The sequence below is a fragment of the Comamonas sp. BIGb0152 genome (assembly GCF_024809975.1).
GTDB lineage: Bacteria > Pseudomonadota > Gammaproteobacteria > Burkholderiales > Burkholderiaceae_C > Comamonas.
The window spans coordinates 156,025-168,337 of record NZ_JANUDY010000009.1 but is presented as its reverse complement, the minus strand read 5'-3'; the positions used below and the strand labels follow the sequence as shown (position 1 = coordinate 168,337).

At 62.5% G+C, this 12,313-nt stretch carries 13 protein-coding genes; 2 read left to right on the top strand and 11 right to left on the bottom strand.

Features of this window, described 5'->3' with window-relative positions; all coding sequences use genetic code 11:
• Positions 1–82 precede the first annotated feature (82 nt).
• Both M2375_RS17545 and M2375_RS17540 read left to right on the top strand, forming a co-directional pair.
• Positions 83–706, top strand: a complete 624-nt coding sequence (locus tag M2375_RS17545) for a mechanosensitive ion channel family protein (protein WP_259169174.1) — start codon at positions 83–85, stop codon at positions 704–706.
• Between the two features lie 126 nt (positions 707–832).
• On the top strand, positions 833–1,006 hold the full coding sequence (locus M2375_RS17540) for a DUF1328 domain-containing protein (protein WP_021026435.1): 174 nt from the start codon (positions 833–835) through the stop codon (positions 1,004–1,006).
• 58 nt (positions 1,007–1,064) lie between these two features.
• Here the strand turns inward: M2375_RS17540 and M2375_RS17535 are convergent, their stop codons facing one another.
• From M2375_RS17535 to M2375_RS17485, 11 genes are all read right to left on the bottom strand, one after another.
• Positions 1,065–2,822: an ABC transporter ATP-binding protein/permease gene (locus M2375_RS17535; protein ID WP_259169173.1), complete on the bottom strand. Its 1,758-nt coding sequence runs from the start codon at positions 2,820–2,822 to the stop codon at positions 1,065–1,067.
• Between the two features lie 92 nt (positions 2,823–2,914).
• A complete protein-coding gene (nagZ, locus tag M2375_RS17530) occupies positions 2,915–4,000 on the bottom strand; it encodes a beta-N-acetylhexosaminidase (RefSeq protein WP_259169171.1) in 1,086 nt (361 codons plus the stop codon).
• Between the two features lie 60 nt (positions 4,001–4,060).
• Positions 4,061–4,453 carry a holo-ACP synthase gene (gene acpS, locus M2375_RS17525; RefSeq protein WP_259169169.1) on the bottom strand — a complete coding sequence of 131 codons (393 nt, stop codon included), beginning with the start codon at positions 4,451–4,453 and terminating at the stop codon, positions 4,061–4,063.
• Between the two features lie 24 nt (positions 4,454–4,477).
• The gene (locus M2375_RS17520; RefSeq protein WP_259169167.1) at positions 4,478–5,248 is read right to left on the bottom strand and encodes a pyridoxine 5'-phosphate synthase; all 771 of its coding nucleotides are present in this window, start codon (positions 5,246–5,248) and stop codon (positions 4,478–4,480) included.
• The gene (gene recO, locus M2375_RS17515) at positions 5,245–6,006 is read right to left on the bottom strand and encodes a DNA repair protein RecO (protein ID WP_259169166.1); all 762 of its coding nucleotides are present in this window, start codon (positions 6,004–6,006) and stop codon (positions 5,245–5,247) included. The genes M2375_RS17520 and recO overlap by 4 nt, the downstream gene beginning before the upstream one ends.
• Before the next feature lie 154 nt (positions 6,007–6,160).
• Complete coding sequence (gene era / locus M2375_RS17510) at positions 6,161–7,144, bottom strand: GTPase Era (protein ID WP_259169271.1); 984 nt, start codon at positions 7,142–7,144, stop codon at positions 6,161–6,163.
• A gap of 96 nt (positions 7,145–7,240) precedes the next feature.
• Positions 7,241–7,924, bottom strand: coding sequence for a ribonuclease III (gene rnc / locus M2375_RS17505; protein WP_259169164.1), 684 nt, complete (start codon positions 7,922–7,924; stop codon positions 7,241–7,243).
• A complete protein-coding gene (locus M2375_RS17500; RefSeq protein ID WP_259169163.1) occupies positions 7,925–8,293 on the bottom strand; it encodes a DUF4845 domain-containing protein in 369 nt (122 codons plus the stop codon).
• A 25-nt stretch (positions 8,294–8,318) separates the two neighbouring features.
• A complete protein-coding gene (gene lepB / locus M2375_RS17495) occupies positions 8,319–9,287 on the bottom strand; it encodes a signal peptidase I (protein ID WP_259169162.1) in 969 nt (322 codons plus the stop codon).
• 23 nt (positions 9,288–9,310) lie between these two features.
• On the bottom strand, positions 9,311–11,119 hold the full coding sequence (gene lepA, locus M2375_RS17490; protein ID WP_259169161.1) for a translation elongation factor 4: 1,809 nt from the start codon (positions 11,117–11,119) through the stop codon (positions 9,311–9,313).
• 189 nt (positions 11,120–11,308) lie between these two features.
• Positions 11,309–12,259 (bottom strand): MBL fold metallo-hydrolase, encoded by a 951-nt coding sequence (locus tag M2375_RS17485; RefSeq protein WP_259169160.1) that lies wholly within the window; start codon positions 12,257–12,259, stop codon positions 11,309–11,311.
• Positions 12,260–12,313: the final 54 nt, after the last annotated feature.

Below are 12,313 nucleotides of genomic sequence, written 5' to 3'. Positions count from 1 at the left end.
ACCCAGCGCCTCCCCTCGCCGATAATCAAAAGATCACCAAGCACGGGCCCCTCTGGCGCCCGCTGCGCTCCCCGCTCCCGCCATGAACCGACTCAAACTCCTGATCCCCGAATGGGCCACCGAATGGGTGGACATCATCGTGCCCGCCATGCAGATCACCCTGGTCCTGCTGCTGGCCATCACGCTCAACTATGTCACCCGCAAGCTCATCACCCGCATCGCCCAGCACTACCACTGGCCGCTGGAGCTGGCCGTGCCCATCAAGGGCCTCGTGCGCTGGCTCATCATTGGCGGCACCTGCCTGCTGATTCTGGAGCGCATGGGGGTCAGCGCCACCGTGCTGTGGACGGCCTTCTCGGGCTTTGCAGCCGTAGGCGCGGTGGCCTTTTTTGCCGCCTGGAGCGTGCTGTCCAACTTCTTCTGCGCGGTGCTGATCTTCACCGTGCGCCCCTACCGCCTGGGCGACTACATCGAGGTGCTCGACGGGCTGGACAAGCCCGGCGCCAAGGGCCGGGTGGTGGACATCAACATGCTCTACACCACCCTCGAAGACTTTGTGGCCGACAGCAGCCAAAGCGTGGTACTGCAGATCCCCAACACCCATATCTTCCAAAAGGTGGTGCGCCGCTGGACCGATGACCCACCGCCCCAGCAGCCGCCTGCGGCCAGCCCCGCCGCACCCGCAGATACGCCCGCCGTCCCTTGATGGGAGCACGCGGCACCCGGCCAGCGGCTGTCAGCGCCAGCCTACCTCTACTTACATCTTCGGCCCACGGCGGCGCCCAGAGCCGCTGTTTAAGATCAAGCATCACATGACAACAGGAGGTGTTCGATGCTGAAGTGGGCCATTATTTTTGCGGTGATCTCGCTGCTGGCGGGTGTGTTCGGCTTTACCGGCGTTGCCTCGGGCGCGGCGGGCATTGCCAAGATCCTTTTCTTCATCTTCATTGCCATCACGGTGATTTTCCTGGTGATTGCCCTGCTGGGCGTCGGCGCCGTCGCCTAAACTGCACCGCAACCCCAGACTCGAATGCCTGCCTTGTGCAGGCATTTTTCTGGGCCGATCACGGTGAGACAGTGCCTGGCAGCACCGCACGCTGCGCCGGGTCCAACTGCCAGCGCTGGCCGTGGAAGGCCTGCACACTGTCGCGGTGGGCCACCGATACCAGGGCGCCACCGCGCTCGCGCACCAGTTGCTGCAGTTGCCCATAGACCTGCGCCTCCGTGGCTTGGTCCAGCGCACTGGTCGCCTCGTCGGCAAACACCCAGGCAGGCCGTTTGAGCAGCACCCGCGCAATGGCCAGGCGCTGCTGCTCGCCGCCCGAGAGCACGGCATTCCAGGCAGCGGTTTCGTCGAGCCGCGCCACCAGCGGCGCCAGTTGTGCTGCACGCAGGGCCGCTTGCAGCTGCGCATCGCCATAGGCAAGAGCAGGCTGCGGATAGGCCAGCGCCTGGCGCAGACTGCCCTCGGGGAAGTAAGGCCGCTGGGCGATGAACATGCTGTCCATCGGCCGCTGCACCCACCCGCTGGCAAAGGGCCAGATGCCCGCCAGGCTGCGCAGCAAGGTGGATTTGCCACTGCCCGAGCGGCCACTGATCAGCAGCTGCTGGCCAGGGTCGATCTGCAAGTCGGCATGGTCGATGACCACCCGGCCATCGGGCAGCGCCACCTGCAGGCCCTGGGTTTGCAGCTGGTCGCCCTCCTCCAGTACCGCGCCTTGCGGCTGGGCCTGCGCACGCAGGCCCGCATCAAAGCTGGCCAGGCGCTGGCTGGTGGCGCGCCATGCTGCAATATCGCTGTAGTTGTTGACGATCCAGCTGAGCGAATCCTGCACCTGGTTGAAGGCCGAGGCGATCTGCATCAGCTGGCCCAGCTGGATGGCACCGCTGAAAAAGCGCGGCGCTGCAATGATGAAGGGAAAGACCACGGCGGCCTGGCCAAAGAAGTTGCTGAACCAGGCCAGGCGCTTTTGCTGCTTGATGAGCAGCAGGTAGTTGGCCAGTACATCGCCAAAGCGCAGGCGCAGCTGCTCACCCTCCACCCGCTCGCCTGCGTCCATCGCAATCGCCTCGGCATGCTCGCGCACCCGGATCATGTGGTGGCGGTAGTTGGCCTCCAGGCGCTGCTGCTGGTTGTTGAGCCGCACCTGGGGCTTGCCCAGCCACAGCGATATGGCGCTGCCCACCAGGCAGTAGACCACGGCCATCCAGACCATAAAGCCAGGAATATGCAGGCTGCCGCCGCCCAGCGCCGCAGGCAGGCTCAGGTCCATCGCGGCGCTCAGGCCCCAGAGAATGCCGACAAAGCTGACAAAGGTGACCAGGGCATTCAACAGGCCCATGCTGAGCGCCACGCTGTAGCTGCTGAACAGGTTGATGTCTTCCTGGATGCGCTGGTCAGGGTTGTCCGGCGCCTGCAGCCCGCCCGCGTAGCGCCCCAGCTCCATGCGGTAGAAGGCCTGGTTGGCCAGCCAGCGGCCCTGCAGGTGCGCGGTCAGCCAGCGCCGCCAGTGCCACTGCAGCAGCTGGGTCAGGTAGAACTTGTAGACCGCAATGACGATGTAGACCAGGGCCAGCCACAGAAAGCGCCAGAGCTGGTGCCAAAACACATCGGCCTGCTTGTTTTGCAGCGCGTCGTAGAACAGCCGGTTCCAGTCGTTGATCTGCACCAGCATGAACACGGCAGCCAGGTTGAGCGCCACGATCGCCGCCAACAGGCTCCAGGCGCGGCGCTTGTCCTCGGAGACAAAATAGGGCCGCGCAAGCGCCAAGGTCTCGCGGCTGGCCAGCGCCATGCGGCGCAAGGAGTGCTGAAGGGGCATATGCTCTTTGCCATCTGTGGGGGTCAAAGAGCAATTTAGGGGACGCGGCTGAGGCGGGGCTTAAACGGCCCCAACCCAGGCAGCTGCGGCCGTTAGCCCAGCAGGTCCAGCGCGTCCTGGTAGGCGGGCTGGCGCATCAGCTCATCCCAGGGCTGGGGCACCGTCTCGGGCAGCAGCGCCAGGCGGCGCGATTCCGAATCCTCATCGGGCTGCCAGCGGCCACTGCGCAGTGCCTCGTCCATGCCATCCAGCAGCTCATCCACATGCGCGCCCAGGCCCAGGCTCTGGTTGCACAGCAGCACCATGTCGCAGCCGGCAGACAAGGCGGCCAGCGCCGCCTCGGTGTAGCTGATCACCTCGCAGTTGATGCGGCGCGCGCCCTCCATGCTCAGGTCGTCGCTGAAGATGGCGCCGTCATAGCGCAGGCGCGTGCGCAGCACGTCCTTGAGCCATTTCTCGCTAAAGCCAGCCGGGCGCTTGTCTACCTTGGTATAGATGACGTGGGCCGGCATCACGGCGGTGAGCACACTGCTCAACCAGGGATAGGGCGCGGCATCTTCGGCCAGAATCGCGCTCAAGCTCCGCGAATCAACGGGGATGTCGACATGCGAGTCGGCCTTGACAAAACCATGTCCGGGGAAATGCTTGCCACAGTTGCCCATGCCCGCCTGCAGCAGGCCATGCATCAAGCTCTTGGCCAGCATCGCCACCACGCGCGGGTCGCGGTGAAAGCTGCGGTCGCCGATGACCGAGCTTTCGCCATAGTCCAGATCCAGCACTGGGGTGAAGCTGAAATCCACCGCGCAGGCGCGCAGCTCGGCGCCCAGCACAAAGCCGGCCGCGGTTGCCGCATTCATCGCCCGCATGGCGCCGCTGCCCGGGCGGTGTTGGCTGCCCTGGCCGTCATCCATCCACATCTGGCCAAAGTGGCGCATGGGCGGGATATGCGTGAAGCCATCCGTGCGAAAGCGCTGCACGCGCCCGCCCTCATGGTCCACACAGATCAGCAAATCCGGCTTGACGGCCTTGATCTGCGCGCACAGCTGCACCAGCGCCGAGCGGTTGTCCCAGTTGCGGGCAAACAAGATGATGCCGCCCACCAGCGGGTGTGACAGGCGGGCGCGGTCGGCATCGGTCAAGGCCTTGCCGGCGATATCAATGATCAGAGGTGCGTGCATGGGAAGGGTGCAAAGAAATCAGAAACGGGCCGCACTGGGCAGGGCCCGGCAAGACGGGATTTAAAGCTTTTCGACCACGCAAAAGCTGGCCGCGTAATCGACCTCATCGGTCACGGTGATATGGGCCGTCAGGCCTTGCGCCTCAAACCAGGTAGCCAGCTCGCCATGCAACCGTATGCCGGGCTTGCCGCTGGGCAGGTTGATGATCTCGCAGTTGCGCCAGGTCATCGGCATGCGCATGCCCAGGCCCACGGCCTTGCTGAAGGCCTCTTTGGCGGAAAAGCGCGTGGCCATGTAGCGCACGCCCCGGTCGGGCCAGCGCTCGCTGCGGCGGCGCCAAACCGCCAGCTCGCCCTCGGCCAGCACCTTGTGGGCAAAGCGCTCGCCCTGGCGTTCCAGGGTGGAGCGAATGCGGCGGATATCGCAGATATCAGTACCAATGCCGTAAATCATGTTTTGACCAGGCCTGGGCCAGCGTTAGAGCAGCACGCCATCGGCGCGGGCATCGAGTGAGCGGCGGTAGGCGCGCACGGCCTCGGCGTAGCCCATCTCCAGCGCATCGGTCACAAAGGCATGGCCGATCGAAACTTCCAGCACCTGAGGGACATGGGTCACAAAGGCGGTGAGGTTGCGCAGGCTCAGGTCATGGCCCGCATTGACGCCCAAACCCACCGCCTGCGCCGCCTTGGCCGCTGCAGCGTAGCGCGCCAGTTGGGCGCCCTGCTCGGGCGTGCCAAAGGCAGCGGCATAGGGCTCGGTGTACAACTCCACCCGGTCGGCGCCCACGGCCTTGGCGGCGGCCATTTGCTCAGGGATCGGGTCCATGAACAAACTCACGCGCACGCCCAGCGCCTTGCACTCAGCAATCAGCGGCTGTAGGCGCTCGGCATCTTGCGGAAAATTCCAGCCATGGTCGCTGGTGAACTGGTCTTCACCATCGGGCACAAAGGTGGCCTGGTGCGGGCGGAACTGGCGCACATAGTCCATCAAGTTATGGAAAGGATTGCCTTCAATGTTGAACTCGCGCTTGACTGGCCAGGTGGCGATCACGTCCGCCAGCCTCTGCACATCGTCCGGGCGGATGTGGCGCTCGTCCGGCCGGGGATGCACGGTGATGCCCTGGGCACCGGCCTCCAGGCACAGGCGTGCGGCACGCGTGACACTGGGAATATCCAGATGGCGCGTGTTGCGCACCAGTGCCACTTTGTTGAGGTTGATCGACAGGGCGGTTTTCACAGGGGTAGTCATAGTGATTGGATATCCATCATCAACTGGCGGGTGCGCAGCACGGGCTGACCACAATGGTGTTGCAGCAGCGTACGCAACTGAACTTTTAGCTCACCTGCACACAGCACGCAAGCCCTGAGCACGGCCGGATACGCGTTGGCAGCCGACAGCGCCTCTTCTATAGCCTGCCATTGTGCACCGGCCAGCGCGGCCCTGTCTTGGCCATGGGCCTCGCGCAAACCGGCATCGGGCACCAACACATAGCGGCCCTGGGCCTGGAGCGGTTGCAGCGACAGGGTTTGTACCGACAGCGATGGCAAAAGCCCCAGCTCGCGCAGCAGCAGCAGTTCAAAGGCACGCAACACGGGTTCGAGCACCTCGCCATGGTCGGTGGCCAAGACCTGGACGACGCCCGCATAGATGTCGAACAGGTTGGCAAAGGGGTCTTCGCGCGCCAGCAGGCGCATCAGCAATTCATTGAGGTAGAGGCCCGACAGCAGCCCCCCGCCCAGGGGCATGGTGTGGCCGCCTACCCATTCGGCACTTTTGAGCGTGTGGATGTCGGAGCCGCCTTCACCCGCAATACCCCAGGACAGGCGCAGCGGCTGCAGTGCCAGCAGCACCGGCCGGAAACTGGACGTGGGTTTCTTGACCCCTTTGGCGACCAAGGCCACCCGCCCACGGTGCCGGGTAAAGCACTCCAGCACCAGGCTGGACTCGCTCCAGTCATACCGGTGAAGAATATAGGCAGGCTCTTCGTTGACGCGCTTGACAGCCATGGCGGGGGTCGTTGCAGTACGTGATTAAAAAATCACTAAGGTCTCAGGGTAGCCCACAAAGCCAGGCACTGCTGCACGGGCCCGCAAGCCCCTGCGGTGCGCCACGTTGAAAGTGGCAGAGCACAGCCTGGCCGGGCGGCCAGGCCGGAGCCGCTTACTCGTAGCCGAAGGACTTGACGCGGGCCTCGTCATCGGCCCAGCCGGACTTGACCTTGACCCAGACCTCCAGGAACACCTTGGCGTTCAGTAGCTTTTCCAGCTCCTGGCGCGCTTCGGTGCTGATGCGCTTGAGCTTTTCGCCCTTCTCGCCGATCACCATGGCCTTGTGGCCGTCGCGCTCGACCACGATGGTGGCGGCAATGCGCATGAAGCGGCCATGCGTCTTGCTCGGCTCTTCTTCAAACTTGTCGATGATCACGGTGGAGGTGTAGGGCAGCTCATCGCCGGTAAAGCGGAACAGCTTTTCCCGCACGGTCTCGGAGGCGAGAAACTTCTCGCTGCGGTCGGTCAGCTCTTCTGGCCCGTAGAACCAGGCCTGCTCGGGCAGGTACTTCTCGCAGATACCGAACATCCGTTCGATATCGCCCTTGTTCTTGGCCGACATCGGCACAAACTCGGCAAACGGGTGGCGCTCTTGCATGTCACGCAGCCAGGGCGCGATTTCATGGCGGCGGTGGATGGTGTCCAGCTTGTTGGCGATCAGCAGGGTGGGAATGCCCGGCTTGAACAGCGACAGCACCTTGGCATCGGCCAAGGTGAAGCTGCCCGCTTCGACAACAAACAAGATCAGGTCCACATCACCGATGGCACCCATCACCGTCTTGTTGAGCGATTTGTTCAATGCGCGCGAATGGCGGGTCTGGAAACCAGGCGTATCGACAAACACGAACTGGGTGTTGTCCTGCGTGCGGATACCGGTGATGCGGTGGCGCGTAGTCTGCGCCTTGCGCGAGGTGATCGAGATCTTCTGGCCGACCAGCGCATTCATCAACGTGGACTTGCCCACATTGGGCTTGCCGACGATGGCGATCAGACCGCAGCGTTGCGGGCCGGTGGGTGCAGCGGGCGCCTCGGCGGGCGCAGCATCCGGCGTGCTGACACGCGCGACGGTCGTGCCCGGCTTGGCCGCAGCCAGCATGGCATCGAGGTCGGACACGGACTGGCCCGAAGGCAGCACAGCAGGTTCTTGGCCAGCAGCGCTTGAAGGATTGGATTTTTTGGAGGTCATAAAAGCTTAGCGATGCTGGGTCTGCAATTGTTGCAACATGATGGCGGCGGCCGCCTGCTCGGCAGCACGGCGCGAGGCGCCTGCGCCTTCGCTGCGGGCCTGAAAGGCAGGAACCACGCAGTCGACATGGAAGGTCTGCGCATGCGCAGCACCGGTTGTGCCGGTCACCACATACTCCGGCACCGACTTCTTGCGCGCCTGCAGCCACTCCTGCAGCGCTGTCTTGGCGTCCTTGGAGGCTGCAGGCATGTGCTGCGAGATTTCCACACGCTCGTAGAGATGATGCACGATGGCCTCGGCCTGCGTGTAGCCAGCATCCAAGTAAACCGCTCCAATAATCGCCTCGACCGCATCGGCCAGGATCGAGGGGCGCTCACGCCCGCCTGATTTGGACTCGCCTTCACCCAGACGCAGCACCTTGGCCAGCTGCAGGCGCAGCGCAATCTGGTGCAAGGTGTCTTGCTTGACCAGGTTGGCACGCATGCGCGAGAGCTCACCCTCCGGGGTGCCTTTGAGCTGCTGGAACAGCATCGTTGATACCGCCAGGCCCAGCACCGAGTCGCCTAAAAACTCCAGGCGCTCATTGTGATCCGCACAAAAACTACGGTGCGTTACCGCTCGCTGCAGCAACGCACCGTTCGCAAAAGAATACTGCAGGCGTTCCTGCAATCGACTAAGTTCTGGTTCCACCTACTTCACACTATCGTTAAAACGGAAGACCAGAAAGGCCGGCCCGTACAAGGGGATGTCCCGCTCGTAGCTGTAGGACACCACAATCTTGCCGTCCGTGTCTTTGGTCACTTCCAAATCATTGGCATTGACCGATGTCATGTCATCAATCGCCTGCGAGCGCTCATAGATGGCACGCACTTCCTGCACCGTGGTGCCTTGGCGGGCAGCTTTGACGGCTGCCTTCTTGATGTTCATGTTCTCGATCACGATTGGGACTGCTTTGCTGCCCACAATGGCCAAAGCCACGATGATGAAACCCCAGAGCACCACACCGATGAACGACATGCCGCGCTGGCGGTGCCTGGGTGCTTGTTTCATAGCCTGCATAGTCAATCCCTCTTAGAAAACTTTTTTAGTTAAATGGTCCGATGCGCTTGATGTTACCGAAATTCATCCAGACAAAGAAGGCCCGGCCCACAATATTGGCATCGGGCACAAAGCCCCAGTAACGGGAATCCAACGAATTGTCGCGGTTGTCACCCATCATGAAGTAGTGGCCTTCGGGCACCTTGCAGGTCACGCCTTCGACGCTGTAGCGGCAGTTGTCCTTGTACTTGAAGTCGGTCACGCCTTGCACGAAGTTGGGCACATCGGGGTTGATGATGGAGCGGTGCGGTTTGTCGCCCAGCTGCTCTTCAATCTGCTTGAAGTAGCGCATGGCGTCCTGCTCGAAATAATCGGGCTGGTTGGTCGTCGGCACCGCCTTGCCATTGATCGTCAGGCGCTTGTTGATGTAGGCCACCTCGTCGCCGGGCACGCCCACCACACGCTTGATGTAGTCCATGCTCGGCTGCGGTGGGTAGCGGAACACCATCACGTCGCCGCGCTTGGGTGCCGTGCCTTCGCTGATCTTTTTGTTGATCACCGGCAGGCGCACGCCGTAGGTGAACTTGTTGACCAGGATCAGGTCGCCCACCTGCAAGGTCGGAATCATCGAGCCCGACGGAATCTTGAAAGGCTCGAACAGGAAGGAGCGCAGGATAAACACCACGATGATGACCGGGAACAGACCTGCGGTCCAATCCAGCCACCAAGGTTGCATCAACAGGCGTGCCTTGCCCTCTTCCAGATCGTCGCCATCGACTTTCTGGATGCCTTGGGCATCGAGCTGCCGGCGCCGCTCTTGGGCCGAGGCCTCGAGCTGCACGGCAGCGGCCTTGCGCCGGGGCAGAAAGTAAAAGCGCTCTGCCAGCCAGTAGGCACCGGTGATCACCGTGGCCAAAAACAGCAGCAAGGCAAAATTGCCCTCGATTGCGCCGCTGTACCAGGCGCCCATATAGGCCACAAAGGCGGCCAGAATCAGTGTTGTCAGGAGTTGCATAACTTTGTTCTGGGCTTCTTTTCTTAATCGTCCACCTGCAGGATCGCCAGGAAGGCCTCTTGTGGCACTTCCACCGAGCCGATCTGCTTCATGCGCTTCTTACCGGCCTTCTGCTTTTCCAGCAGCTTGCGCTTGCGCGATACGTCGCCGCCATAGCACTTGGCCAACACGTTCTTGCGCATCGCCTTGACGGTTTCGCGGGCGATGATGTTGGCGCCAATCGCCGCCTGAATGGCCACATCGAACATCTGGCGGCTGATGATTTCACGCATCTTGGCCACCACGGCGCGACCCCGGTAGACCGACTGCGAGCGGTGAACAATGATGGACAGTGCGTCCACCTTTTCACCATTCAGCAAGATATCGACCTTGACCACATCCGAGGTGCGGTATTCCTTGAACTCGTAGTCCATCGAGGCATAGCCGCGCGAGACCGATTTGAGCTTGTCAAAGAAGTCCAGCACGATCTCGCCCAGTGGCATCTCATAGGTGAGCATCACCTGGCGGCCATGGTAGGCCATGTCCATCTGCACACCGCGCTTTTGGTTGGCCAGGGTCATCACCGGGCCGACATAGTCCTGGGGCATGTAAAGGTGTACGGTCACGATCGGCTCGCGCACCTCTTCCAGACGGCCAGCATCGGGCATCTTGGAGGGGTTCTCGACGTCGATGATCTGGCCATCGGCCTTGAGCACCTGGTAGACCACGCTAGGCGCGGTGGTGATCAGGTCCTGGTCAAACTCGCGCTCCAGGCGCTCCTGCACGATCTCCATGTGCAGCAAGCCCAGGAAACCGCAGCGGAAGCCAAAGCCCAGCGCTTGCGAGACTTCGGGCTCGTACTGCAGGGCCGCATCATTGAGCTGCAGTTTTTCCAGCGCATCGCGCAGCTGGTCATATTCAGAGGCTTCGGTCGGGTAGAGCCCGGCAAACACCTGCGATTTAACTTCCTTGAAGCCCGGCAGCGGTGCGCTGGCGGGGCCCAGGTTGTTGGGCAGCTTCTTTTCGAGCGTGATCGTGTCGCCCACCTTCGCCGCCTTCAGCTCCTTGATGCCGGCAATGATGTAGCCCACCTCGCCCGCCTTGAGGCTGTCGCGCGGTTCATTGGCGGGCGTGAAGACACCCAGCGTATTGGCTTCGTAGGCGGCACCGGTGGCCATCATCTTGAAGCGCTCGTTCTTCTTGAGCTGGCCATCGACCACGCGCACCAGCATCACGACGCCCACATAGGCATCGAACCAGCTGTCCACAATCATCGCGCGCAGCGGTGCGTCGGGGTCACCCTTGGGCGGTGGCACCTTGGCCACCACGGCTTCCAGAATTTCTTCGATGCCCATGCCGGTCTTGGCCGAGCAGGGAATGGCATCGGTCGCATCAATGCCGATCACGTCCTCGATCTCGGCCTTGGCATTGTCCGGATCTGCATTGGGCAGGTCCATCTTGTTGAGCACGGCAAACACTTCCACGCCCAAATCCAGCGCGGTGTAGCAATTGGCCACGGTCTGGGCTTCCACCCCTTGCGAGGCGTCGACCACCAGCAGCGCACCTTCGCAGGCCGACAGCGAACGCGAGACTTCATAGGAGAAGTCCACGTGGCCGGGCGTGTCGATCAGGTTGAGGTTGTAGACCTTGCCGTCCTTGGCCTTGTAGTTCAAGGCTGCGGTTTGCGCCTTGATGGTGATACCGCGCTCTTTCTCGATGTCCATCGAGTCCAGCACCTGCGCCTCCATGTCACGCTCGGCCAGACCTCCGCAATACTGGATCAGGCGGTCTGCCAAGGTCGATTTGCCATGGTCAATATGGGCAATGATGGAAAAATTACGAATGTGCTGCATTAACAAACAACGGATAAAGGCCTGGAATCTGGCGCGCACGCCAAATGGGCTGGAGATTCCAGCCAAAACACGCATTGTAGGCACAAAGCAATGCACCCCAGCCGGGATGGCCGATCCCGGCTGGGGTGCAGTCCCATCGGAAACCTCAGCGCCATGCGCCCAGGCAGGCAGGCATCAGGTGCCCCGCCATCAGTGCCACTGCATCTCGCCCTTGGCCACCTTGGCGCTCAGGGCCAGGCTTTCCAGGCCGCCCAGGTTGGGAAAGCGCTGCTTCATCGCCGCTTCCAGCGCAGCGCCATCCTGGGCCTTGGCCGTCTCTTCGTCAAAAGCGCGAATGTAATCGGCGGTAAAGCCCACCGCCGCCGTGCCTGCGGGCATCGCACCCACAAAGTGGCCCGGGATCACCACCTCAGGACCCAGCGCCTTGATACGCGCGAGCATCGCCAGCCAGTCGGTATGGGACTGGGCCGTCTGGGTATCGGCCATCCACACATGCTCACCGGCCATCACCGGAATGCCACCAGCCACCGTCTTGATGGACGGGATCCACACGACGGTACGGTCCGGCGTGGGGCCATCCAGGCCAATCAGCTGCAGGCTCTGGCCATCGACCTGCAGGCTATCGCCTTGCAGCGGCTGGGGCACCACCAGTTGCATGGGCGCGTTCTCGCCCAGCTTCGGGCCCCAGACCTTGAGCTTCTCGTCCTTGGTGGCTTCGATATGCGCAATGGTCTGGGGCGTGGCCACAATCTTGGCCTCGGGGAAGGCTGCCTGCAGGGTATCCAGGCCAAAGTAGAAATCCGGGTCGCCATGGCTGATGTAGATGGTCGTCAGGCGCTTGCCGGTGGCCTTGATTTTTTCTACCAGCTTGCGTGCCTGCTCGGCGGAGAACTGTGCATCGATCAGCACCACCTCCGTCTTGCCCTGCACCAGCACGGACGACACGGCAAAGATGGCCTGCTCGCCAGGGTTGAAGACCTCGGTGGTCAGGGCCGCCTGTTGCGCCTCTGCGGCTGGCTGCGCCTCGGGCGCGCTGGCAGCAGGAGCGGCAGGCGCCGATGCGGTGTTGCTGCGCTCGCAGCCCACCAACAGGGCGGCGGCCAGGGCACAGGCGGACAGGGCGTAATAGCGTTGTTTCATGGTCATGGTTCCTTCAAGAAAGAGGTCAGTGAGGGGCCGCAGGCCATGCTGCGG

Bases quoted from the DNA above. Each gene is read 5' to 3' on its own strand.
- acpS (WP_259169169.1), bottom strand. From the start codon at position 4,453: ATGATTTACGGCATTGGTACTGATATCTGCGATATCCGCCGCATTCGC.
- lepA (WP_259169161.1), bottom strand. From the start codon at position 11,119: ATGCAGCACATTCGTAATTTTTCCATCATTGCCCATATTGACCATGGC.
- M2375_RS17540 (WP_021026435.1), top strand. From the start codon at position 833: ATGCTGAAGTGGGCCATTATTTTTGCGGTGATCTCGCTGCTGGCGGGT.
- M2375_RS17500 (WP_259169163.1), bottom strand. From the start codon at position 8,293: ATGCAGGCTATGAAACAAGCACCCAGGCACCGCCAGCGCGGCATGTCG.
- M2375_RS17545 (WP_259169174.1), top strand. From the start codon at position 83: ATGAACCGACTCAAACTCCTGATCCCCGAATGGGCCACCGAATGGGTG.
- lepB (WP_259169162.1), bottom strand. From the start codon at position 9,287: ATGCAACTCCTGACAACACTGATTCTGGCCGCCTTTGTGGCCTATATG.
- M2375_RS17520 (WP_259169167.1), bottom strand. From the start codon at position 5,248: ATGACTACCCCTGTGAAAACCGCCCTGTCGATCAACCTCAACAAAGTG.
- era (WP_259169271.1), bottom strand. From the start codon at position 7,144: ATGCTGGCTGCGGCCAAGCCGGGCACGACCGTCGCGCGTGTCAGCACG.
- M2375_RS17485 (WP_259169160.1), bottom strand. From the start codon at position 12,259: ATGAAACAACGCTATTACGCCCTGTCCGCCTGTGCCCTGGCCGCCGCC.
- M2375_RS17535 (WP_259169173.1), bottom strand. From the start codon at position 2,822: ATGCCCCTTCAGCACTCCTTGCGCCGCATGGCGCTGGCCAGCCGCGAG.
- recO (WP_259169166.1), bottom strand. From the start codon at position 6,006: ATGGCTGTCAAGCGCGTCAACGAAGAGCCTGCCTATATTCTTCACCGG.
- nagZ (WP_259169171.1), bottom strand. From the start codon at position 4,000: ATGCACGCACCTCTGATCATTGATATCGCCGGCAAGGCCTTGACCGAT.